The organism is Salmonella sp. 2020_1459, from assembly GCF_043847915.1.
GTDB lineage: Bacteria > Pseudomonadota > Gammaproteobacteria > Enterobacterales > Enterobacteriaceae > Salmonella > Salmonella enterica.
Map to the genome: position 1 here is coordinate 167,555 of NZ_JBCMFA010000002.1, position 22,993 is coordinate 190,547.

The window sequence follows — 22,993 nt, forward strand, 5'->3', positions numbered from 1 at the left end:
TCATGGCCAAAACGTTATACGAAAAATTATTTGATGCCCACGTGGTCTTTGAGGCGCCAAACGAAACGCCGCTGCTGTACATCGACCGCCACCTGGTGCATGAAGTCACCTCGCCGCAGGCGTTTGATGGTCTGCGCGCGCACCATCGTCCGGTACGTCAGCCAGGGAAAACCTTCGCCACGATGGATCACAACGTCTCGACGCAGACCAAAGACATTAATGCCTCCGGTGAAATGGCGCGTATCCAGATGCAGGAGCTGATTAAGAACTGTAACGAATTCGGCGTCGAACTGTATGACCTGAATCACCCATATCAGGGCATCGTCCATGTGATGGGGCCGGAACAGGGCGTCACCCTGCCGGGCATGACCATCGTCTGCGGCGACTCCCACACCGCCACCCATGGCGCGTTTGGCGCGCTGGCCTTCGGCATCGGCACTTCTGAGGTAGAACATGTACTGGCGACGCAAACCCTGAAACAGGGGCGCGCTAAAACCATGAAGATTGAAGTCACGGGCAACGCCGCGCCGGGCATTACCGCCAAAGACATCGTGCTGGCGATCATCGGTAAAACCGGCAGCGCCGGCGGCACCGGGCACGTGGTTGAATTTTGCGGCGACGCTATCCGCGCGCTGAGTATGGAAGGCCGCATGACTCTGTGCAATATGGCGATTGAGATGGGCGCCAAAGCCGGTCTGGTCGCCCCGGATGAAACCACTTTCAACTACGTAAAAGGGCGTTTGCACGCGCCGAAGGGCCGCGATTTTGACGAAGCCGTCAAGTACTGGAAAACGCTGAAAACCGATGACGGCGCGACTTTTGATACTGTCGTCACCCTGCGAGCAGAAGAGATCGCGCCGCAGGTGACCTGGGGCACGAATCCGGGCCAGGTGATTTCCGTCACCGACATCATCCCCGATCCCGCCTCCTTTAGCGATCCGGTTGAACGCGCCAGCGCCGAAAAAGCGCTGGCTTATATGGGCTTACAGCCGGGCGTACCGTTAACGGACGTTGCTATCGATAAAGTCTTTATCGGCTCTTGTACCAATTCGCGCATTGAAGATTTGCGCGCGGCGGCGGAAGTCGCCAAAGGGCGCAAAGTCGCGCCGGGCGTACAGGCACTGGTGGTGCCGGGTTCAGGTCCGGTGAAAGCGCAGGCGGAAGCGGAGGGTCTGGACAAGATCTTTATCGAAGCAGGATTTGAATGGCGCTTACCGGGCTGTTCCATGTGCCTGGCCATGAATAATGACCGCCTGAACCCGGGCGAGCGCTGCGCATCCACCAGCAACCGTAACTTTGAAGGCCGTCAGGGCCGCGGGGGTCGCACGCATTTAGTCAGCCCGGCGATGGCCGCCGCTGCCGCCGTTACCGGCCACTTCGCCGACATTCGCAGCATCAAATAAGGAAACTACCATGGCAGAGAAATTTACCCAGCATACCGGCCTGGTTGTCCCACTGGATGCCGCCAACGTCGATACCGATGCAATTATCCCTAAACAGTTTTTGCAGAAGGTTACGCGCACCGGTTTTGGCGCCCATCTGTTTAACGACTGGCGTTTCCTGGACGAAAAGGGCCAACAGCCAAATCCGGAATTCGTGCTGAACTTTCCGGAATATCAAGGCGCGTCGATTCTGTTAGCGCGGGAAAACTTTGGCTGCGGCTCTTCACGCGAACACGCGCCGTGGGCGTTGACCGATTACGGCTTTAAAGTGGTGATCGCGCCAAGCTTCGCCGACATTTTCTACGGCAACAGCTTTAACAACCAACTGCTGCCGGTAACCCTGAGCGACGCACAGGTCGATGAGCTGTTTGCTCTGGTGAAAGCCAATCCGGGGATTCATTTTGAAGTGGATCTGGAAGCACAGGTGGTGAAAGCAGGCGATAAAACCTATAGCTTTAAAATCGACGACTTCCGCCGCCACTGCATGTTGAACGGTCTGGACAGCATTGGGCTGACGCTGCAGCACGAAGACGCGATTGCCGAGTACGAAGACAAGCAGCCTGAGTTTATGCGTTGATACCAAAACGACCAGCAATAAGCGATACTCATCGCTTATTGCTGGTATCTATCTTATTTTAATCCCAGAGCCTGTTTAATCTGAACCATTGACGCCAGAGCCTGCTTACACGCAGCATCCTGGTCGGATGCAGCTACAGTTTCCAACTGTTTTTTTGACGCTTCGAGTTGAGGCTTCATCGCGTCAACTTGCTGTTTTGCCTGTTCACTCGTTGCTGCAGCCTGCTCAACCAGGGCATCAATATCATTAAAATATTGCTGACAACTTTCAGCCATTGCCGCGAAAGAGGAGTTGGACATAGCAAAAAGCGCTGCAAGCAAAAAAACCTTTTTCATTATCATTCCTTTGTACTAAACACGTTAAAGCACCATGCGATAACGCGTATAAGATTAGCGATGATAAAAATAAAAAAAGTCTGTTTCAGTACCATGCAAAATGGCGCTTGTCACGCAACATTACACGTCTTTTACTCGCCCGCTCACCCCCGCGTGACCACAGAAACCGCCGCATAAATCCCGTTGAGACGCCGTCCCATCGTCGTCATCCAGAAACAGCCGAAATAAAAAAAGCCAGCAGATATTATCTGCTGGCGGGTGATTTTAGGCTATCGCCTACACCAATACTCAGTCACACATGATGTCTGCAATTGGCTTCAATCGGTCGCCTCCCACTGCATCAGTTCCGCGAGCATTTTTAAGCGCTGCGGCGCGCTCAGGCAAGCCAGCCAGGACGTTTTTTCCGTCGCGGCAAAATATCTCAACCAGAACTGGCGCATAGTGACCTCTTCCTCTTGCTTCATCGAAAGATATTATTGGCCTAATATAGGGATAATAAAATTGCTGAGTTTTTCATCGGAGTTCCCCTTTTATGCCCTCAGGTCGCCTGCAACAACAATTTATCCGTCTCTGGCAATGTTGTGACGGTAAAACGCAAGACACCACGCTTAATGAGCTGGCGGATCTGCTGAACTGTTCGCGTCGCCATATGCGTACGCTGCTAAATACGATGCAGGCGCGCGGTTGGCTAACATGGGAAGCCGAGGTTGGACGCGGAAAGCGTTCGCGTCTGACGTTCCTGTATACCGGACTGGCGCTGCAACAGCAGCGGGCGGAAGACCTGCTGGAACAAGATCGAATCGATCAACTGGTACAACTGGTCGGCGATAAAAGCGCTGTCAGGCAAATGCTGATTTCCCATCTGGGACGCAGCTTCCGCCAGGGGCGGCATATTCTGCGGGTTCTTTACTATCGTCCGATGCACAATCTCCTGCCGGGAACCGCATTACGTCGCTCGGAAACTCATATTGCCCGGCAAATTTTCAGTTCGCTCACGCGGGTAAATGAGGAAAACGGGGAACTAGAAGCGGATATTGCGCACCACTGGCAGCAAATTTCCCCTTTACTGTGGCGCTTCTACCTGCGCCCCGGCATTCATTTTCATCATGGCCGCGAGCTGGAGATGGAAGATGTCATCTCCTCGCTGACGCGTATCAATACGCTTCCGCTTTACTCGCACATCACAAAGATAGACTCCCCTACCGCGTGGACGCTGGATATTCATCTTTCCCAGCCGGATCGCTGGTTGCCGTGGCTGCTGGGCCAGGTCCCGGCGATGATTTTGCCGCGGGAGTGGGAAACGCTGGCTAATTTCGCCAGCCACCCTATCGGCACCGGGCCTTATGCCGTGCGGCGTAATACGCCAAACCAGCTCAAGATACTCGCCTTTGATGATTACTTCGGCTATCGGGCGTTGATAGACGAAGTGAACGTCTGGGTACTGCCGGATATCAGTGAAGAACCGGCCTGCAGCTTGATGCTGGAAGGGCCGATACAAGGCGGTGAAAAAGCGATAGAAAGCCGACTGGAAGAGGGGTGCTATTACCTACTATTCGACGCCAGAACGCCGCGCGGCGCACATCCGCAGGTCAGAGAATGGGTAAGCCACGTCCTCTCCCCCACCAATTTACTCTATCATGCCGATGAACCGCTACAGCAGCTCTGGTTCCCGGCCTATGGGCTTTTACCGCGCTGGCATCACGCCCGTCCAGGCCCGGGCGAAAAACCCGCCGGGCTGGAAACCCTCACGCTGACCTTCTATCGCGAACACATTGAGCACCGGGTTATCGCCCGTATCATGAGCGCGCTTCTGGCTGAACATCAGGTGCATCTGCATATTCAGGAGATCGACTACGATCAATGGCACGCCGGCGAGATCGAAAGCGATATCTGGCTCAATAGCGCTAACTTTACGCTGCCGCTGGATTTCTCGCTGTTCGCGCACTTGTGCGAAGTACCGCTCTTGCAGAACTGCATTCCGCGCGACTGGCAGGGCGACGCCGCGCAGTGGCGCGCTGGCGAGATGAACCTGGCGAACTGGTGCCAGCAACTGCTGGCCAACAAAGCGATTGTGCCGTTGATCCACCACTGGCTGATTATCCAGGGACAGCGCAGTATGCGCGGGCTGCGCATGAATACCCTCGGCTGGTTTGATTTTAAATCGGCGTGGTTTGCGCCGCCAGATCCTTAACGCCAGCTCTTGATTGCTGCCCGGCAACAAAATCACTACACTAACGCCGAACTCAACGGGGTGCCGCGCTCATGCGCGCGCTGAGAAAATACCCGTCGAACCTGATCCGGATAATGCCGGCGAAGGGATTTGAGGCTACCTCTCAAGTCCTTTGCCACTCTTTAACTGAGGTGCAAAGTGTTAAAAAAATATCTTCCACTTTTACTCCTGTGCGCGGCGCCTGCTTTCGCCAAACCCGTTCTCACCGTCTATACCTACGACTCGTTCGCCGCCGACTGGGGGCCAGGCCCGGCGGTGAAAAAAGCGTTTGAAGCCGATTGCAACTGCGAGCTGAAACTGGTGGCGCTGGAGGATGGCGTTTCGCTGCTCAACCGCCTGCGGATGGAGGGGAAGAACAGCAAAGCCGATGTGGTGTTGGGGCTGGACAATAATCTGCTGGAAGCGGCCACGCAAACTAAACTTTTTGCCAAAAGCGGCGTGGCGAATGAAGCGGTCAAGGTGCCCGGCGGCTGGAAAAACGACACATTTGTGCCGTTCGATTACGGCTATTTCGCCTTTGTCTACGATAAAAGCAAGCTGAAAAATCCGCCGAAAAGCCTGAAAGAACTGGTCGAGAGCGATCAAAAATGGCGGGTAATTTATCAGGACCCGCGTACCAGTACGCCAGGGCTGGGGCTGTTACTGTGGATGCGCAAAGTCTATGGCGATAACGCGCCGCAGGCCTGGCAAAAACTGGCGGCCAAAACGGTGACGGTGACGAAAGGCTGGAGCGAGGCCTACGGTTTATTTCTGAAAGGTGAAAGCGATTTGGTGCTCAGTTACACCACCTCTCCGGCGTATCACATTATTGAAGAGAAGAAGGACAATTACGCCGCCGCGAACTTCAGCGAAGGCCATTACTTACAGGTAGAAGTCGCGGCGCGTACCGTCGCCAGTAAGCAGCCGGAACTGGCGGAGAAATTCCTCAAATTTATGGTTTCTCCGGCGTTTCAGAACGCCATACCCACCGGCAACTGGATGTACCCGGTAGCGGACGTCGCCCTACCAGCAGGGTTTGAATCATTGGCAAAACCCGCCACAACGCTGGAATTCACGCCGCAACAAGTGGCAGCACAACGCCAGGCATGGATTAGCGAATGGCAACGCGCCGTCAGCCGTTAATTCCCGGCTGGCTGATTCCGGGGCTGTGCGCCGCCGCGCTGATGATAACCGTCTCGCTGGCGGCCTTTCTGGCGCTTTGGTTGAACGCGCCGTCGGGCGCGTGGTCGACAATCTGGCGGGATAGCTATCTGTGGCATGTGGTGCGCTTCTCATTCTGGCAGGCGTTTCTGTCCGCAGTGCTGTCTGTGGTCCCGGCGGTTTTTCTCGCCCGCGCGCTTTATCGACGCCGTTTTCCTGGACGTCTGGCGCTGCTGCGTCTGTGCGCCATGACGCTGATTCTGCCGGTACTGGTTGCCGTGTTCGGCATTCTTAGCGTGTATGGCCGTCAGGGCTGGCTGGCCTCGCTGTGGCAGATGCTGGGGCTTCAGTGGACATTCTCCCCCTACGGCTTGCAGGGCATTTTACTGGCGCACGTCTTTTTTAACCTGCCAATGGCGAGCCGTTTGTTGCTGCAATCTTTGGAAAGCATTCCCGGCGAGCAGCGCCAGCTCGCCGCCCAGCTCGGTATGCGCGGCTGGCATTTTTTCCGTTTTGTCGAATGGCCGTGGCTGCGCCGCCAAATTCCGCCCGTCGCGGCGCTGATTTTTATGCTCTGCTTCGCCAGTTTCGCAACGGTTCTGTCGCTCGGCGGCGGCCCGCAGGCCACCACTATCGAACTGGCTATCTTTCAGGCGCTCAGTTATGACTACGATCCCGCCCGCGCGGCGATGCTGGCATTAATCCAGATGGTCTGCTGCCTGGCGCTGGTACTGCTAAGCCAACGGTTGAGCAAAGCGATTGCACCGGGGATGACGCTGACGCAGGGCTGGCGCGATCCTGACGATCGTCTCCACAGCCGTCTGACGGACGCCTTATTAATCGTGCTGGCGCTGCTGCTGCTGCTTCCGCCGCTGGTCGCCGTGGTGGTCGATGGCATCAACCGCAGCCTGCTGGAGGTGCTGGCGCAACCCATTCTGTGGCAGGCTGTCTGGACATCGCTACGCATTGCGCTGGCGGCGGGCGTTCTGTGTGTGGTGCTGACCATGATGCTACTGTGGAGTAGCCGCGAGCTACGCCAACGCCAGCAACTATTCGCCGGACAAACGCTGGAACTCAGCGGGATGTTGATCCTCGCGATGCCGGGGATCGTGCTGGCGACAGGCTTCTTTTTACTGCTCAATAACAGCGTTGGCTTACCGGAATCCGCCGACGGCATCGTGATTTTCACCAATGCGCTGATGGCAATCCCCTACGCGCTAAAAGTCCTGGAAAACCCAATGCGCGATATTACCGCCCGTTATGGAATGCTGTGCCAGTCATTAGGAATTGAAGGCTGGTCGCGGTTAAAGGTCGTGGAACTGCGGGCGCTGAAACGTCCGCTGGCGCAGGCGCTGGCGTTTGCCTGCGTACTTTCTATCGGTGATTTTGGCGTCGTCGCGCTTTTCGGCAATGACAATTTCCGCACGCTGCCGTTTTATCTGTATCAGCAGATCGGCTCCTACCGCAGCCAGGACGGCGCGGTGACCGCGCTGATACTATTGCTGCTCTGCTTTACGTTATTTACCCTCATAGAGAAACTACCGGGCCGACATGCTAAAACTGATTGATATCACCTGGCTTTACCATCATTTGCCGATGCGTTTTACGCTGGCGGTAGAACGCGGCGAGCAGGTGGCGATTCTTGGCCCCAGCGGCGCGGGGAAAAGCACGTTGTTGAATTTAATTGCCGGTTTTCTTGCACCTGCCAGCGGTACGCTACTGATTGCCGGCGAAGATCATACGCTTACGCCGCCCTCACGCCGTCCGGTCTCAATGCTGTTTCAGGAGAATAATTTATTCAGCCACCTGAATGTGCAGCAAAATATCGGTCTGGGTCTAAACCCCGGGTTAACGCTCAACGCCAGCCAGCGGGAAAAACGGGACGCTATCGCACGTCAGATGGGCATTGAGAGTCTGATGGCGCGTTTGCCGGGCGAGCTGTCCGGCGGCCAGCGTCAGCGGGTAGCGCTGGCGCGCTGCCTGGTACGTGAACAGCCGGTACTGCTGCTGGATGAACCGTTCTCCGCGCTCGATCCCGCGCTGCGTCAGGAGATGCTGACGTTGGTCAGCGATATCTGCCGCGAGCGACAGCTTACGCTGTTGATGGTCTCGCACAGCGTGGAAGATGCGGCGCGAATTGCGCCCCGGTCAATCGTCGTGGCCGACGGACGCATTGCGTGGCAAGGCAAAACAGACGAGCTACTAAGCGGTCAAGCCAGCGCCTCAGCGCTATTGGGCATCAAATCCCATATTTTGTAGGCCGGATAAGGCGAAGCCGCCATCCGGCAAAGGAATCGTTAGTAACCCACAACTTTGCGCAGAATATCGATATATACCGGCATCAGCGGGTGGCGAACCAGCACCACCAGTGCGACCACGCCGATCCCGAGCGTCAACGGCGCCAGATACAGCAAACGGCTGCGGGGGAAATACGCGGTTAAACGATCGACTGCCGCTTTGCCGCTGCGCCACAGCCGCCAGCATAGCCAGCCTCCGACCCACAGCAGTAACGCCGTCGCCAGCAGCAGCCATTTGAAATCTCCGCTCTGCATATCGGAAGGAATATCGATTGCCGCTCCCGCCAGAATGCCCGGCAGGAAATAAAACGGCGGCCACAGCAAACAGCCAATCAAGTTCGGCCCAATAAATTTCGCTACGGGAAGATCCAGCATCCCTGCCACCATCGGCACCAGCGGCCTCGTCGGACCGACAAAACGTCCGACCAGGATCGTGAACATACTGTGCTGATGCAGCGCGTGTTCGGTTTTATCCAGCAGCGACTTGTTCTTTTTCATAAAAGACCAGCGGTGTAGCGGCTTTTTAAAGCGCCACCCCAGCCAGAACGAAATCCAGTCGCCCATCAGACAGCCGATAATACCCACCAGCCAGGCATGCCAAAAATTGAGCTCGCCGCTGCCGATAAGCGCGCCCAGCCCCGCCATCAGTACCGTGCCGGGTAAAATCAACCCCACCAGCGCCAGCGATTCCAGGAAGGCGACCAGCAACACGGCGATAAGCGAATACAGAGTGGATTGGGTGATAAAGTGTTCCAGCAGTGCTTGCATAGTGTGTCCGTCAGCGTGATGAAGCAGGGATTCTGCTTACCCCGTCCCCCTTCGTCAAGCCGTCAATTATCCGAATAGTTACGGCTTATGACATCTTTGTGGACACATCATTCACTTTTTATTCACATCCGGCCCTGAACTCGCTAGGACTGGCCCCGGTGCATTTTTTAAATACCCGCGAAAAATAGAGCTGATCGTCAAATCCAACATTGCGCCCAACGGACGCTATCGGCATTCGCGTAGTGCTAAGCAGAAGTTTCGCCTGGCTGATACGCTGATCTTCGCGCCAGCTCAATACGCTAATGCCTAACTGCTGGCGGAACAGATGCGATAACCGGGAGGGCGACAGGCAGACATGCTGGGCGACGCTGGCGATATCAAAATGACTGTCCGCCAGATGGTCGCTGATATACTGGCAGGCATCGCGCACACGGCTATCCATCGGCGGGTGCAACGACTCATTAATTACCGCCATACGTCTGAGCAACAACTGCTCCAGCAGATTGATCGCCAGTAGCTCAGAATAGCGGCCTTCCCCTTGCCCGGCGCTGATGATCTGCCCGAACAGTTCGCTGAAATGCGGCTGGCGCGCCTCGTCCGGGCGGAAAAATCCTGTCTGGGCAAAGATTGTCGGCCAGGTCAGCCACTCCTGCCAGTAGGCGCGAGGCCGGAAATAAACCCACTGGTGATACCACTCGCTGGCGTCCGGATGCCGTCCATAGTGATGAATCTCGCCCGGCGGAAACAATAATATATCGCCAGGCCGACAGACAAACTGCTCGCCATTATTATTAATGACGCCCTCTCCGCGGATGGTCAGGTTAAGAATATATCCCTTCATGCCCAACGGACGATCGATAAAAAAATCCAGATATCCATTCGCTTCAATTGGCGTCAGTCCGGCGACCAGATGGGCATTAAATGAATATCCCGGCAATAGCGGATCATTTTGCGTTTCAGCCATGATTTCTCTACCCCCCGATGTTCAGAGAAGAAACAAATTGTCCATATTGAACAGGACGACAGTGCTTACGTCTCCGCAAGACCTTGCGCTTGATGAAAGCACGTATCAACCCCGCTTGTGAAAAGCGCTTTGTAACAAAAGCGTACAGTTCAGGCGATAAAATTAAGTAACAGAAGTGTCTATAACTATGGCTGGAATGTCCACATTGAATATTTGCACAGCGTCACACTTTGCAAAGCATTAGCATTTTTGTCCATAAGATTAGCGAATCCTGCCTGACGGTTTTTGCCGCGACTCTCTACTGTTTCTCCATACCTGTTTTTCTGGATGGAGTAAGACGATGGCAATTGCAATTGGCCTCGATTTTGGCAGTGATTCAGTGCGCGCTCTGGCAGTGGACTGCGCCACCGGCGACGAGATCGCCACCAGCGTAGAGTGGTATCCGCGCTGGCAAGAAGGCCGTTATTGCGACGGCCCGAACAACCAGTTCCGTCATCATCCGCGCGACTACATGGAGTCAATGGAGGCCGCGCTGAAAGCCGTTCTGGCACAATTAAGCGCCGCGCAACGCGCAAATGTCGTTGGCATTGGCGTTGACAGCACCGGCTCTACGCCAGCGCCGATTGACGCCGACGGTAACGTCCTGGCGCTGCGTCCGGAGTTCGCCGAGAACCCGAATGCGATGTTTGTGCTGTGGAAAGATCACACCGCGGTGGAAGAGGCCGACGAAATCACTCGTCTGTGCCATAAGCCAGGCAAGGTCGACTACTCCCGCTATATTGGCGGCATTTACTCCAGCGAATGGTTCTGGGCGAAGATTCTGCACGTTACCCGTCAGGATAGCGCCGTCGCGCAGGCCGCCGTCTCGTGGATTGAACTGTGTGACTGGGTGCCGGCGCTGCTTTCCGGCACCACTCGCCCGCAGGATATCCGCCGTGGCCGCTGCAGCGCCGGGCACAAAACACTGTGGCATGAAAGCTGGGGCGGTCTGCCGCCTGCGAGCTTCTTTGATGAACTCGATCCGTGTATTAACCGTCATCTGCGCTACCCGTTATTTAGCGAAACCTTCACCGCCGATCTGCCCGTGGGCACCCTGTGCGCCGAATGGGCGCAGCGCCTCGGCTTGCCGGAAAGCGTGGTGATTTCCGGCGGCGCGTTCGACTGTCACATGGGCGCGGTCGGCGCGGGCGCACAGCCCAATACGCTGGTGAAAGTCATCGGCACGTCTACCTGCGACATTCTGATTGCGGATAAACAGAGCGTCGGGGATCGCGCCGTGAAAGGCATTTGCGGTCAGGTTGACGGCAGCGTGGTGCCGAACTTTATCGGTCTGGAAGCGGGCCAATCTGCTTTCGGCGATATCTACGCCTGGTTTAGCCGCGTGTTGAGCTGGCCGCTGGAGCAACTTGCCGCGCAGCACCCAGAACTGAAAACCCAGATTAACGCCAGCCAGAAGCAGTTACTGCCAGCGCTCACCGACGCCTGGGCGAAAAATCCGTCCCTGGATCACCTGCCGGTGGTGCTCGACTGGTTTAACGGTCGCCGCACGCCAAACGCTAATCAGCGTCTGAAAGGCGTCATTACCGATCTCAATCTCGCCACCGACGCGCCAGCGCTGTTTGGTGGTCTGGTCGCTTCGACCGCCTTCGGCGCGCGCGCCATTCAGGAGTGTTTTACCGATCAGGGTATCGCGGTCAATAACGTGATGGCGCTTGGCGGCATCGCCCGTAAAAATCAGGTCATTATGCAGGTCTGCTGCGACGTACTGAATCGTCCGTTGCAGATCGTCGCTTCCGACCAGTGTTGCGCATTAGGCGCCGCTATCTTTGCCGCCGTCGCTGCGAAAGTCCATGCCGATATTCCTGCCGCCCAGCAAAGCATGGCAAGCGCGGTAGAACGCACTCTGCGTCCCCGCCCTGAACAGGCGCAACGCCTCGAACAGCTTTACCGCCGCTACCAGCAGTGGGCGCTAAGCGCAGAACAACATTATCTTCCGACTGCCGCGCCGGCGCCAACGACCCCGGCCAATCAGGCAATCCTGACTCATTAAGGACACGACAATGACGATTTTTGATAATTATGAAGTATGGTTTGTGATTGGCAGCCAGCATTTGTATGGCGCAGAAACCCTGCGTCAGGTCACTCAACATGCCGAGCATGTGGTCAACGCGCTGAATACCGAAGCCAAACTGCCATGTAAACTGGTATTAAAACCGCTGGGCACCTCGCCGGATGAGATTACCGCCATTTGTCGTGACGCCAATTATGACGATCGCTGCGCGGGGCTGGTGGTCTGGCTGCACACCTTCTCCCCGGCCAAAATGTGGATCAACGGGCTGAGTATTCTTAACAAACCACTACTGCAATTCCATACCCAATTTAACGCCGCCCTGCCGTGGGACAGCATCGATATGGACTTTATGAACCTGAACCAGACTGCGCACGGCGGTCGTGAGTTCGGTTTTATCGGCGCGCGGATGCGCCAGCAGCACGCGGTCGTCACTGGTCACTGGCAGGATAAAGAGGCCCATACGCGTATCGGCGCCTGGATGCGCCAGGCGGTCTCTAAACAGGATACCCGCCAGCTAAAAGTCTGCCGCTTCGGCGACAATATGCGTGAAGTCGCAGTGACTGACGGTGATAAAGTGGCCGCGCAAATCAAATTTGGCTTTTCGGTCAATACCTGGGCGGTCGGCGATCTGGTGCAGGTGGTGAATTCTATCGGCGACGGCGATATCAACGCTCTGATTGACGAGTATGAAAGCAGCTATACCCTGACGCCCGCAACCCAAATCCACGGCGATAAACGCCAGAACGTGCGGGAGGCGGCGCGTATTGAACTCGGTATGAAGCGTTTCCTGGAACAGGGCGGCTTCCACGCCTTTACGACGACATTTGAAGATTTGCACGGCCTGAAACAACTTCCGGGTCTGGCCGTACAGCGTCTTATGCAACAGGGCTACGGCTTTGCGGGCGAAGGCGACTGGAAAACCGCCGCTCTGCTTCGCATTATGAAAGTGATGTCAACCGGTCTGCAGGGCGGCACCTCATTTATGGAGGATTACACCTACCACTTCGAGAAAGGCAACGATCTAGTGCTCGGCTCGCACATGCTGGAAGTGTGTCCGTCCATCGCAGTGGAAGAGAAACCGATCCTCGACGTCCAGCACCTCGGCATTGGCGGCAAGGAAGATCCGGCGCGTTTGATTTTCAATACCCAAACCGGCCCGGCGATCGTCGCCAGCCTGATCGACCTCGGCGATCGTTATCGCCTGCTGGTCAACTGCATTGACACCGTAAAAACGCCGCACTCCCTGCCGAAACTGCCGGTGGCTAACGCGCTGTGGAAGGCGCAGCCGGATCTGCCGACCGCCTCCGAAGCGTGGATTCTGGCTGGCGGCGCGCACCATACCGTCTTCAGCCACGCGCTGGATCTGAACGATATGCGCCAGTTCGCAGAAATACACGATATCGAAATCGCGGTAATTGATAACGATACCCGTCTGCCGGCCTTTAAGGACGCGCTGCGCTGGAACGAGGTGTATTACGGTTTAAAACGCTAAAAGTGAAGTCTGAATGCCCGGTGGCACTGCGTTTACCGGGCCTACGGTCCTGTAGGCCGAATAAGGCATTTATGTCGCCATCCGGCACACCGTCGCTCGTAGGCCGGATAAGCGAAGCGCCATCCGGCAGGGAGAAAACAATGTTAGAAGATCTCAAACGCCAGGTACTGGAAGCTAATCTGGCGCTGCCAAAACACAACCTGGTCACCCTCACCTGGGGTAACGTTAGTGCCGTCGATCGCGAACGCGGCGTACTGGTGATTAAGCCGTCCGGCGTCGATTATAGCGTCATGACCGCTGACGATATGGTGGTGGTCAGCCTGGAGACCGGTGAAGTCGTTGAAGGTCATAAGAAACCGTCGTCCGATACGCCAACCCACCGTTTGTTATATCAGGCATTTCCGACTATCGGCGGCATCGTACACACCCATTCGCGCCACGCGACTATCTGGGCGCAGGCGGGCCAGCCGATTCCGGCGACGGGAACCACCCATGCCGACTATTTCTACGGTACGATTCCCTGCACTCGCAAAATGACCGAGGCGGAAATTAATGGCGAGTATGAATGGGAAACGGGCAATGTCATTGTTGAAACCTTTGAAAAACAAGGTATTGACGCCGCTCAAATGCCCGGCGTGCTTGTCCATTCGCACGGCCCGTTTGCCTGGGGTAAAAATGCCGAGGATGCCGTGCATAACGCCATCGTGCTGGAAGAAGTGGCCTATATGGGGATCTTCTGCCGCCAGCTTGCGCCGCAGTTGCCCGACATGCAGCAATCCCTGCTGGATAAACACTATCTACGCAAACACGGCGCAAAAGCCTATTACGGGCAGTAATGCCTCTAAAAACGCGTCCCATTGGGGGCGCGTTGATGAATCTGGTCGGTGATATATTCAGCAAATGCGCTTTGATAGACGTAATGATCAGAACTCACATATTCAATAATATTATCATAATGTCCCTGCCACGCTTTTCCTTCCAGCGCATGGAAGAAAATATAATCTTCGATTGTTGACTGCCAGCGTTGCCCATTTAACAGATAATTAATAATGGTATCCCGATGTCCGTTTTTTCTGTCGTGTCCTTGCCAGTGAAAAAAAGCATTGCCGTTTTCAATAATCTCGGTACGCCAAATTTGTTCTGTCCATGTTTTATACTCAAAAAATCGACTCACGGTTTTTATGGAAGGGTTAGCGCGTTGAGTATTGACGAAAAGATAACGGTCGCTCCCTACCAGACGCGCCTGCATACTCACATTCATAAAAGATCATTCCCGAATACCACAAATTTTGATAAAAACACCCGCACCCGAAAGTCAAAATAAAATTATATTCTAAAATAAAAATTAAATTATGCAGAGAGTTCCCGACGAATTCGCACTGTAATCCATTTTTATTTAACCATAGCGGCCAATTGGAATATTATATTTCTACCTGACGGTGCGGATGTTCCAAATGAAATTGTTACACTTTTCATTAATTAAAACAAACAAAAAATATCGCTTTTTTGTTAATCCGAGAAATAAGTAACAGATTCGAACAAGCGCCTTTCTGAAAAATACTGAATGTATGAAAACAGACTTGACACAAAACGGCTAATACATGGGTAAAAACTGTAAATAAACATGATTTAAAATTAGCAGTTATAGGATAATTATATCTGCTGTATATACCGGCATCATTATATTGATAAATATACGTCAGCAAAAATATCTGACGCTAAAAGCCATTTTATCGTTAAAATATCCATTACACCCGTCACGGGGAACGAACTCATTCATGAAATATCGCTACATCATCAGAATCGCGGCAGGCATAATTCTCATTATGGCTACGGTGTTTATCCATAATGCCATCGCTATTTATCAGTTCAGTCAGCAAAACCAGACGCGCGTAGCTGACTGCGCGATTGTCGCAGGAGCAGGTGTTAGCGGAAAAACGCCTTCTCCCGTTTTTCAGGCCAGACTGGATCATGCCATCTGGCTTTACCAACAACACATTGTCCGCGCGTTGGTATTAACCGGCGGCTACGGCGCTGGCGCAACGGTTTCCGACGCGGCGATAGCCCGTCAATACGTTCTGGAAAAAGGGATTCCGGCTAAGGCGATTTTTATTGAAGAGCGCTCTACCGTGACGCGCGAAAATATTCGTTACGCAAAACAGATCCTGCGACAACAACAATGGCGCACAGCGTTACTGGTCAGCGATCCGCTGCATATGCTGCGTCTGAAAACTATCGCTCAGGATAATGGTATCGATAGCCGCTCATCACCCACGCGATCCACCCGCTATAAATCCTGGTGGGCGAAAACCCGCTTCTTACTGCGAGAAACTTTTTATTACAGCGGATATCGGCTTTTACGTTATATGCCTGTACAAAATAACAGTATTACCCCCTAAAACAGGTTATAATTAGCGTGAATTTTTTAGACAGGTAATCATCGTGGCGCAGGCAGGTTTCATTTTAACCCGGCACTGGCGGGATACGCCGCAAGGGACGGAGGTCTCTTTCTGGCTGGCGACAGACAACGGCCCTGTGCAGGCAACGCTGGCACCGCAAGAGTCCGTGGCGTTTATTCCGACCAGCCAGACCTCCCGCGCCGCCTCGCTGCTACAGGCGGAAAAAGACTATCGCCTGACGCCGCTCCAGCTGCGAGACTTTCATCGTCAGCCGGTATCCGGTCTGTATTGCCGCACTCACCGCCAGCTTATGCGGATGGAGAAACTGCTGCGCGAAAACGGCGTCACCGTTTATGAAGCGGATGTACGCCCGCCGGAACGTTACCTGATGGAGCGTTTTATTACGTCGCCCGTTTGGGTAGACGGCGAGATGCGCAACGGCGTTATCCGCAATGCGCGTCTTAAACCCCACCCCGACTATCGACCGCCGCTAAAATGGGTCTCGCTGGATATCGAAACCACGCGACACGGCGAACTGTATTGCATTGGTCTGGAAGGATGCGGTCAGCGTACCGTTTATATGCTGGGCCCGGCGAATGGCGATGACCGCCAACTGGACTTCGAGCTTGTGTATGTCGCCAGCCGCCCGCAGCTGCTGGAAAAACTCAACGCCTGGTTTGCCGAGCATGATCCTGACGTCATCATCGGCTGGAACGTGGTGCAGTTCGACCTGCGTATGCTGCAAAAACATGCCGAACGCTACCGTATCCCTTTACGGCTGGGGCGAGACAATAGCGAACTGGAGTGGCGCGAACATGGCTTCAAAAACGGCGTTTTTTTCGCCCAGGCCAGAGGGCGAGTCATTATCGATGGTATCGACGCGCTTAAATCCGCGTTCTGGAATTTTTCGTCTTTTTCGCTGGAAGCCGTCTCGCAGGAACTGCTCGGCGAAGGAAAATCCATTGATAACCCCTGGGATCGTATGGATGAGATCGATCGCCGCTTTGCCCAGGATAAACCCGCCCTCGCCACCTACAACCTGAAAGACTGCGAGCTGGTCACGCGCATTTTCCATAAAACCGAGATCATGCCGTTTTTGCTGGAACGCGCGACGATCAACGGCCTGCCGGTCGATCGCCACGGCGGTTCAGTCGCCGCATTCGGGCATCTTTACTTTCCGCGAATGCACCGCGCCGGCTATGTCGCGCCCAATCTCGGCGAAGTGCCGCCGCTGGCAAGTCCCGGCGGCTACGTAATGGATTCACAACCCGGATTATACGATTCAGTACTGGTGCTGGATTATAAAAGCCTGTACCCGTCGATTATCCGCACGTTTTTGATTGATCCCGTCGGGCTGGTCGAAGGCATGGCGCAGCCGGATCCGGAACACAGTACCGAAGGTTTCCTTGACGCCTGGTTTTCACGAGAAAAGCACTGCCTGCCGGAAATTGTTAGCCAAATCTGGCACGGGCGCGATGAAGCCAAACGTCAGGGCAATAAACCGCTCTCGCAGGCGCTTAAAATCATTATGAACGCCTTTTATGGCGTACTCGGCACCACGGCCTGCCGCTTTTTCGATCCCCGTCTGGCGTCGTCAATCACCATGCGCGGTCATGCGATTATGCGCCAGACCAAAGCGCTGATTGAGGCGCAGGGTTATGACGTGATTTATGGCGATACCGATTCCACTTTCGTCTGGCTCCGGCGCGCGCATTCAGAAGCCGATGCGGCGGAAATCGGGCACAGGCTGGTGCGTCACGTGAACGAATGGTGGGCGCAGACGTTACAACAGCAAAATTTGACCAGCGCGCTGGAGCTGGAGTTTGAAACCCACTTTTGCCGTTTTCTGATGCCGACCATCCGCGGCGCGGATACTGGCAGTAAAAAACGCTACGCGGGCCTGATTCAGGAAGGCGACAGCCAGCGCATGGTATTTAAAGGTCTGGAAACGGTGCGGACCGACTGGACGCCGCTGGCGCAGCGCTTTCAACAGGAGCTGTATCTGCGTGTTTTTCGCAATGAACCTTATCAAGACTATGTGCGTGAGACTATCGATAAACTGATGGCGGGCGAACTGGACGCACAGCTGGTTTATCGTAAGCGTCTGCGTCGCCCTTTACATGAGTACCAACGTAACGTTCCGCCGCACGTTCGCGCCGCCCGGCTGGCGGATGAACAAAACCTGAAGCAGGGTCGTCCGGCGCAGTATCAGAATCGCGGCGCCATAAAATATGTCTGGACTGTTAACGGCCCCGAGCCCGTGGATTACCAGCAGTCGCCGCTGGATTACGAACACTATCTTACCCGCCAGCTACAACCCGTGGCGGAAGGAATTCTTCCCTTCGTTGAAGATAATTTTGCTACACTACTGACCGGGCAACTGGGGCTATTTTGACGCGTGACGAAAGCGCCGCCTTCCAGTACCATAGCGCCCTTTCCATTCCTGGACCTAATTAACGCCACTACCACATTAGCCTGGTAGCGGGGTCGTATACTCGCAATTATCCAGTGCTGTCGCCTGGGAATGGCGAGTAATGCCTGCAATTAAAGATATAGAGCCGAACACATATGCCTTTTACACTTGGTCAACGCTGGATCAGCGATACAGAAAGCGAGCTGGGACTTGGAACCGTTGTTGCGATGGATGCGCGAACCGTCACCTTACTTTTCCCGTCCACGGGGGAAAACCGCCTGTATGCGCGCAGTGATTCTCCCGTGACCCGCGTCATGTTCAACCCTGGCGATACGATTACAAGCCATGAAGGCTGGCAGCTACATATCGATGAAGTAAAAGAAGAAAATGGCCTGCTTGTTTATGTCGGCACCCGCCTGGATACCGAAGAGACCAATGTGACGTTGCGCGAAGTTCTGCTCGACAGCAAGTTGGTTTTCAGTAAGCCCCAGGATCGTCTGTTCGCCGGTCAAATCGATCGAATGGATCGGTTCGCGCTGCGCTATCGCGCCCGTAAATTTCAGAGCGAGCAGTACCGGATGCCATACAGCGGCCTGCGCGGCCAGCGGACCAACCTGATCCCGCATCAGCTTAATATCGCTCATGATGTGGGTCGCCGCCACGCGCCGCGCGTACTGCTGGCGGATGAAGTGGGCTTAGGTAAAACCATTGAAGCCGGGATGATTCTGCATCAACAGTTATTATCCGGCGCGGCGGAACGCGTATTGATCATCGTGCCGGAAACCCTGCAACACCAGTGGCTGGTAGAAATGCTGCGCCGTTTCAACCTGCGCTTCGCGCTGTTCGATGACGAACGCTATACCGAAGCGCAGCACGACGCGTATAACCCGTTTGAAACCGAACAACTGGTGATCTGTTCGCTGGATTTCGCCCGCCGTAATAAGCAGCGTCTGGAACATTTGTGCGACGCCGAGTGGGATTTGCTGGTGGTCGACGAAGCGCATCATCTGGTGTGGAGTACCGATGCGCCGAGCCGTGAATATATGACCATCGAACAGTTAGCTGAACGCGTGCCGGGCGTGCTGCTGCTGACCGCCACGCCAGAACAGCTGGGGATGGAAAGCCATTTCGCCCGTCTGCGCCTGCTCGATCCGAACCGTTTCCACGATTTCGAACAGTTTGTCGAAGAACAGAAAAACTACCGCCCTGTCGCCGATGCGGTGGCCATGCTGCTGGCGGGCAATAAACTCAGCAACGACGAACTGAACAGGCTGGGCGATCTGATCGGCGAACAGGATATTGAACCGCTGTTACAGGCCGCTAATAGCGATCGCGACGACGCGCAGGCCGCCCGTGATGAGCTGGTGTCGATGCTGATGGATCGCCACGGCACCAGCCGCGTTCTGTTCCGCAACACCCGTAACGGCGTCAAGGGGTTCCCGAAACGTGAACTGCATACGGTAAAACTGCCGCTGCCGACCCAGTATCAGACCGCCATTAAGGTCTCCGGCATTATGGGCGCGCGTAAAAGCGCGGAAGATCGCGCCCGCGATATGCTCTATCCGGAACAAATTTATCAGGAGTTCGAAGGCGATACCGGCACCTGGTGGAACTTCGACCCACGCGTTGAGTGGCTAATGGGCTATCTGACCAGCCATCGTTCGCAAAAAGTGCTGGTGATCTGCGCCAAAGCGACCACCGCGTTACAGCTGGAGCAGGTGCTGCGCGAACGCGAAGGCATCCGCGCCGCCGTGTTCCATGAAGGCATGTCGATTATCGAACGCGACCGCGCCGCCGCCTGGTTCGCCGAAGAAGATACCGGCGCGCAGGTACTGTTATGTTCCGAAATCGGCTCTGAAGGACGTAACTTCCAGTTTGCCAGCAATCTGGTGATGTTCGACTTGCCGTTTAACCCGGATCTGCTGGAACAGCGTATTGGTCGTCTGGATCGTATCGGCCAGGCGCATGATATCCAGATCCACGTCCCGTACCTGGAAAAAACCGCCCAGTCGGTGCTGGTTCGCTGGTATCACGAAGGGCTGGACGCCTTTGAGCACACCTGCCCGACCGGTCGCGCGATTTATGATTCAGCCTACGCCAGTCTGATTAACTATCTGGCCGCGCCTGAAGAAACCGACGGGTTTGACGATCTGATCAAATCCTGCCGCGAGCAACATGAAGCGCTAAAAGCCCAGTTAGAACAGGGCCGCGACCGCCTGCTGGAGATCCACTCCAACGGTGGTGAAAAAGCCCAACAACTCGCACAAAGCATTGAAGAACAGGACGACGACACCAACCTGATCGCGTTCGCCATGAACCTGTTCGATATCGTCGGCATTAACCAGGACGATCGCGGCGACAACCTGATCGTGCTGACGCCGTCCGACCACATGTTGGTGCCGGATTTTCCCGGCCTGCCGGAAGACGGCTGTACTATCACGTTCGAACGTGACGTAGCCCTGTCTCGCGAAGATGCGCAGTTTATTACCTGGGAACATCCGCTCATCCGTAACGGACTGGATCTGATCCTCTCCGGCGATACCGGCAGCAGCACCATTTCGCTGTTGAAAAATAAAGCGCTGCCAGTCGGCACGCTGCTGGTCGAACTGGTTTACGTCGTGGAAGCGCAGGCGCCGAAACAGCTACAACTGAACCGCTTCCTGCCGCCGACGCCGGTACGTATGCTGTTAGATAAAAACGGCAACAATCTGGCCGCCCAGGTCGAGTTTGAAACCTTCAACCGTCAGCTCAGCGCCGTGAATCGCCACACCGGCAGCAAACTGGTTAACGCCGTGCAACAGGACGTCCATGCCATTTTGCAACTGGGCGAGACGCAGATTGAAAAGTCCGCCAGAGCGCTGATTGATAACGCGCGTCGCGAGGCGGATGAAAAACTGTCCGGGGAACTGTCGCGTCTGGAAGCGCTGCGCGCCGTCAACCCGAACATTCGCGACGACGAACTTGCCGCTATCGACAGCAACCGTCAGCAGGTGCTGGAAAGCCTGAATCAGGCAGGCTGGCGTCTGGACGCGCTGCGTCTTATCGTCGTCACGCACCAATAACGGAGCCGTACATGGGGATGGAAAACTACAATCCGCCGCAGGAACCCTGGCTGGTTATCCTGTATCAGGATGAGCACATTATGGTGGTCAATAAGCCCAGCGGCCTGTTGTCCGTGCCGGGGCGTCTGGAAGCGCACAAAGACAGCGTTATGACGCGTATCCAGCGCGACTACCCGCAGGCAGAATCGGTGCATCGTCTGGATATGGCCACCAGCGGCGTGATTGTAGTGGCGCTGACCAAAGCCGCGGAGCGGGAGCTAAAACGCCAGTTCCGCGAACGTGAGCCGAAAAAGCAGTATGTGGCGCGCGTATGGGGGCATCCCTCCCCGGCGGAAGGACTGGTTGACTTACCGCTTATCTGCGACTGGCCGAACCGGCCAAAGCAGAAAGTGTGTTATGAAACCGGCAAACCGGCGCAAACGGAATATAACGTGGTGGAGTTTGCGGCGGATAATACCGCCCGCGTGGTGCTCAAACCGATCACCGGACGTTCGCATCAGCTTCGTGTGCATATGCTGGCGTTAGGCCACCCGATTTTAGGCGATCGGTTTTACGCCTCGCCGGAAGCGTTGTCGCTGGCGCCGCGTTTGCAGTTACACGCCGAAATGCTGACCATTACCCATCCCGCTTACGGTAACAGCATGACGTTTAAAGTCCCGGCAGATTTTTAAATTCAGAGCCAATTTATGCCGGGGCGCTTCGCTTGCCCGGCCTACATTCATTAACGTAGGCCGGATAAGGCGCTAGCCGCATCCGGCAATTCAATCACTTGAAGCCTTTCTGTTCTTTGATTAGCTCATACGCTTTCTGAATTTCCTGCGCTTTTTGCTTCGCCATTTCCATCATTTCCGGCGGTAAACCTTTCGCGACCAGTTTGTCCGGATGATGCTCGCTCATCAGTTTGCGATAAGCGCGTTTAATGGTGGTTGCATCGTCGGTGGTTTTAACCCCCAGCACATTACAGGCATCTTCCAGCGTCGGGCCGCGCTGCGCCTGCTGCCAGCCGCCGCCGGACTGTTGATGATAACCGCCGCCAAACTGCGCGCCGCCCTGCATCATGCGCAGAAACTGATCGAACTGTACGCGGGAAATACCTAACTCTTCCGCAATCACATACAGCACTTCCCGCTCATTAGGATGTAGCGAGCCATCGGCAAACGCCGCCTGGATCTGAATTTCCAGAAACATCCGGATCAGATCAAAACGCCCGAAGCAGACGCTACGAAACTGCCGCATCTTTTCACGTAATGGGTAATTATCCGCTTTTCCGACCCGAAAGGCGTTCTGCGCGGCAGTACGTGAATCGCCGTGTAAATTCATACGATCCATCAACTGACTGGCGATATGAATATCCGCTTCCGTCACCCGTCCTTTTGATTTGGTTAAGTGGCCCATCACCTCAAAGGTGGTGGCAAAAAACAGCGCCTGCCGTTCCCGCTGGTTGGCAAACCACGCCATTTTTCGGCTGCGGGCTTTGTCGAACATATGGCCCACCAGCAGACCCAGGACCACGCCCCAAAAGCCGCCGCCCATCATCAGGGCTACGGCGACGCCAATTATCTTTCCCCAGTACTGCATAGACTCCCCAAAACGTTACGCTATCGGTGAGGCTATCTCCCACAAAATAAGGTGCTTTTCTGCGAATGAAGGCTACGGTCAATTGTGGGACATCGCCTATAATTTGCATTATCATACCTGTCATTCAATGCCGTGCCTAACACCACAGACGCTAAACGGCAGGATTAACACTGGCGCAGCGAAGATGAGTAAGTTAGGCTGTGACCGTTTGTCACGCGCAACGCT

The 22,993-nt window shown here is 55.0% G+C and carries 19 protein-coding genes and 1 riboswitch; of the genes, 13 read left to right on the plus strand and 6 right to left on the minus strand.

The window, feature by feature from the left end:
• The first annotated feature begins 2 nt into the window (after positions 1-2).
• Entirely contained in the window at positions 3-1,403 is a 1,401-nt protein-coding gene (leuC, locus tag ACH0VJ_RS05755; protein ID WP_001140634.1) for a 3-isopropylmalate dehydratase large subunit, read from the plus strand.
• Positions 1,404-1,413: 10 nt separating this feature from the next.
• Complete coding sequence (leuD, locus tag ACH0VJ_RS05760; RefSeq protein WP_000818265.1) at positions 1,414-2,019, plus strand: 3-isopropylmalate dehydratase small subunit; 606 nt, start codon at positions 1,414-1,416, stop codon at positions 2,017-2,019.
• A gap of 53 nt (positions 2,020-2,072) precedes the next feature.
• Here the strand turns inward: leuD and ACH0VJ_RS05765 are convergent, their stop codons facing one another.
• Together ACH0VJ_RS05765 and sgrT are read right to left on the minus strand one after the other, a co-directional pair.
• Positions 2,073-2,354, minus strand: coding sequence for a DUF5339 family protein (locus ACH0VJ_RS05765; protein ID WP_000755259.1), 282 nt, complete (start codon positions 2,352-2,354; stop codon positions 2,073-2,075).
• A 317-nt stretch (positions 2,355-2,671) separates the two neighbouring features.
• Positions 2,672-2,794: a glucose uptake inhibitor SgrT gene (gene sgrT, locus ACH0VJ_RS05770; protein ID WP_001248755.1), complete on the minus strand. Its 123-nt coding sequence runs from the start codon at positions 2,792-2,794 to the stop codon at positions 2,672-2,674.
• Positions 2,795-2,886: 92 nt separating this feature from the next.
• Between sgrT and sgrR the strand changes: the two genes are divergently transcribed.
• From sgrR to thiQ, 4 genes are all read left to right on the plus strand, one after another.
• A complete protein-coding gene (gene sgrR / locus ACH0VJ_RS05775) occupies positions 2,887-4,545 on the plus strand; it encodes an HTH-type transcriptional regulator SgrR (protein WP_001139041.1) in 1,659 nt (552 codons plus the stop codon).
• Between the two features lie 46 nt (positions 4,546-4,591).
• Positions 4,592-4,691, plus strand: a riboswitch (TPP riboswitch).
• A gap of 31 nt (positions 4,692-4,722) precedes the next feature.
• On the plus strand, positions 4,723-5,706 hold the full coding sequence (gene thiB, locus ACH0VJ_RS05780; RefSeq protein WP_000915326.1) for a thiamine ABC transporter substrate binding subunit: 984 nt from the start codon (positions 4,723-4,725) through the stop codon (positions 5,704-5,706).
• Positions 5,682-7,292, plus strand: a complete 1,611-nt coding sequence (thiP, locus tag ACH0VJ_RS05785) for a thiamine/thiamine pyrophosphate ABC transporter permease ThiP (RefSeq protein WP_000235631.1) — start codon at positions 5,682-5,684, stop codon at positions 7,290-7,292. Before thiB ends, thiP begins: the two co-directional genes overlap by 25 nt.
• A complete protein-coding gene (gene thiQ / locus ACH0VJ_RS05790; protein ID WP_000915973.1) occupies positions 7,276-7,983 on the plus strand; it encodes a thiamine ABC transporter ATP-binding protein ThiQ in 708 nt (235 codons plus the stop codon). The genes thiP and thiQ overlap by 17 nt, the downstream gene beginning before the upstream one ends.
• Positions 7,984-8,021: 38 nt before the next feature.
• On the opposite strand, the gene ACH0VJ_RS05795 is transcribed toward thiQ, so the two are convergent.
• Both ACH0VJ_RS05795 and araC read right to left on the minus strand, forming a co-directional pair.
• Positions 8,022-8,789, minus strand: a complete 768-nt coding sequence (locus ACH0VJ_RS05795; protein ID WP_001148369.1) for a DedA family protein — start codon at positions 8,787-8,789, stop codon at positions 8,022-8,024.
• A 118-nt stretch (positions 8,790-8,907) separates the two neighbouring features.
• Positions 8,908-9,753, minus strand: coding sequence for an arabinose operon transcriptional regulator AraC (gene araC / locus ACH0VJ_RS05800; RefSeq protein WP_000852385.1), 846 nt, complete (start codon positions 9,751-9,753; stop codon positions 8,908-8,910).
• A 340-nt stretch (positions 9,754-10,093) separates the two neighbouring features.
• Here araC and araB point away from each other — a divergent pair, with 340 nt between their 5' ends.
• The 3 genes from araB (at position 10,094) to araD (ending at position 14,152) form a co-directional block, all read left to right on the plus strand.
• Positions 10,094-11,803: a ribulokinase gene (gene araB / locus ACH0VJ_RS05805; RefSeq protein WP_000951817.1), complete on the plus strand. Its 1,710-nt coding sequence runs from the start codon at positions 10,094-10,096 to the stop codon at positions 11,801-11,803.
• A 10-nt stretch (positions 11,804-11,813) separates the two neighbouring features.
• On the plus strand, positions 11,814-13,316 hold the full coding sequence (gene araA, locus ACH0VJ_RS05810; protein ID WP_000151693.1) for an L-arabinose isomerase: 1,503 nt from the start codon (positions 11,814-11,816) through the stop codon (positions 13,314-13,316).
• Between the two features lie 140 nt (positions 13,317-13,456).
• Positions 13,457-14,152, plus strand: a complete 696-nt coding sequence (gene araD / locus ACH0VJ_RS05815) for an L-ribulose-5-phosphate 4-epimerase (protein WP_000888685.1) — start codon at positions 13,457-13,459, stop codon at positions 14,150-14,152.
• 5 nt (positions 14,153-14,157) lie between these two features.
• Here araD and ACH0VJ_RS05820 read toward each other — a convergent pair whose 3' ends face one another.
• A complete protein-coding gene (locus tag ACH0VJ_RS05820) occupies positions 14,158-14,577 on the minus strand; it encodes a DUF4751 family protein (protein WP_001103155.1) in 420 nt (139 codons plus the stop codon).
• Between the two features lie 517 nt (positions 14,578-15,094).
• Between ACH0VJ_RS05820 and ACH0VJ_RS05825 the strand changes: the two genes are divergently transcribed.
• The 4 genes from ACH0VJ_RS05825 (at position 15,095) to rluA (ending at position 21,861) form a co-directional block, all read left to right on the plus strand.
• Positions 15,095-15,715, plus strand: a complete 621-nt coding sequence (locus ACH0VJ_RS05825) for a YdcF family protein (protein ID WP_000877511.1) — start codon at positions 15,095-15,097, stop codon at positions 15,713-15,715.
• Positions 15,716-15,758: 43 nt separating this feature from the next.
• A complete protein-coding gene (polB, locus tag ACH0VJ_RS05830; RefSeq protein ID WP_000035715.1) occupies positions 15,759-18,110 on the plus strand; it encodes a DNA polymerase II in 2,352 nt (783 codons plus the stop codon).
• 173 nt (positions 18,111-18,283) lie between these two features.
• A complete protein-coding gene (gene rapA, locus ACH0VJ_RS05835; RefSeq protein ID WP_001116978.1) occupies positions 18,284-21,190 on the plus strand; it encodes an RNA polymerase-associated protein RapA in 2,907 nt (968 codons plus the stop codon).
• Between the two features lie 11 nt (positions 21,191-21,201).
• Positions 21,202-21,861: a bifunctional tRNA pseudouridine(32) synthase/23S rRNA pseudouridine(746) synthase RluA gene (rluA, locus tag ACH0VJ_RS05840; protein ID WP_000525202.1), complete on the plus strand. Its 660-nt coding sequence runs from the start codon at positions 21,202-21,204 to the stop codon at positions 21,859-21,861.
• A gap of 94 nt (positions 21,862-21,955) precedes the next feature.
• On the opposite strand, the gene djlA is transcribed toward rluA, so the two are convergent.
• Positions 21,956-22,768, minus strand: a complete 813-nt coding sequence (gene djlA / locus ACH0VJ_RS05845; protein WP_001200595.1) for a co-chaperone DjlA — start codon at positions 22,766-22,768, stop codon at positions 21,956-21,958.
• Between the last annotated feature and the right edge of the window lie 225 nt (positions 22,769-22,993).

What these genes read in the sequence shown, in the direction of transcription:
- araC (WP_000852385.1), bottom strand. Translation starts at nt 9,753, where the DNA reads ATGGCTGAAACGCAAAATGATCCGCTATTGCCGGGATATTCATTTAAT.
- sgrT (WP_001248755.1), bottom strand. Translation starts at nt 2,794, where the DNA reads ATGCGCCAGTTCTGGTTGAGATATTTTGCCGCGACGGAAAAAACGTCC.
- araD (WP_000888685.1), top strand. Translation starts at nt 13,457, where the DNA reads ATGTTAGAAGATCTCAAACGCCAGGTACTGGAAGCTAATCTGGCGCTG.
- thiQ (WP_000915973.1), top strand. Translation starts at nt 7,276, where the DNA reads ATGCTAAAACTGATTGATATCACCTGGCTTTACCATCATTTGCCGATG.
- ACH0VJ_RS05825 (WP_000877511.1), top strand. Translation starts at nt 15,095, where the DNA reads ATGAAATATCGCTACATCATCAGAATCGCGGCAGGCATAATTCTCATT.
- sgrR (WP_001139041.1), top strand. Translation starts at nt 2,887, where the DNA reads ATGCCCTCAGGTCGCCTGCAACAACAATTTATCCGTCTCTGGCAATGT.
- rapA (WP_001116978.1), top strand. Translation starts at nt 18,284, where the DNA reads ATGCCTTTTACACTTGGTCAACGCTGGATCAGCGATACAGAAAGCGAG.
- ACH0VJ_RS05820 (WP_001103155.1), bottom strand. Translation starts at nt 14,577, where the DNA reads ATGAATGTGAGTATGCAGGCGCGTCTGGTAGGGAGCGACCGTTATCTT.
- ACH0VJ_RS05765 (WP_000755259.1), bottom strand. Translation starts at nt 2,354, where the DNA reads ATGAAAAAGGTTTTTTTGCTTGCAGCGCTTTTTGCTATGTCCAACTCC.
- ACH0VJ_RS05795 (WP_001148369.1), bottom strand. Translation starts at nt 8,789, where the DNA reads ATGCAAGCACTGCTGGAACACTTTATCACCCAATCCACTCTGTATTCG.
- rluA (WP_000525202.1), top strand. Translation starts at nt 21,202, where the DNA reads ATGGGGATGGAAAACTACAATCCGCCGCAGGAACCCTGGCTGGTTATC.
- araA (WP_000151693.1), top strand. Translation starts at nt 11,814, where the DNA reads ATGACGATTTTTGATAATTATGAAGTATGGTTTGTGATTGGCAGCCAG.
- leuD (WP_000818265.1), top strand. Translation starts at nt 1,414, where the DNA reads ATGGCAGAGAAATTTACCCAGCATACCGGCCTGGTTGTCCCACTGGAT.
- djlA (WP_001200595.1), bottom strand. Translation starts at nt 22,768, where the DNA reads ATGCAGTACTGGGGAAAGATAATTGGCGTCGCCGTAGCCCTGATGATG.
- leuC (WP_001140634.1), top strand. Translation starts at nt 3, where the DNA reads ATGGCCAAAACGTTATACGAAAAATTATTTGATGCCCACGTGGTCTTT.
- thiP (WP_000235631.1), top strand. Translation starts at nt 5,682, where the DNA reads ATGGCAACGCGCCGTCAGCCGTTAATTCCCGGCTGGCTGATTCCGGGG.
- araB (WP_000951817.1), top strand. Translation starts at nt 10,094, where the DNA reads ATGGCAATTGCAATTGGCCTCGATTTTGGCAGTGATTCAGTGCGCGCT.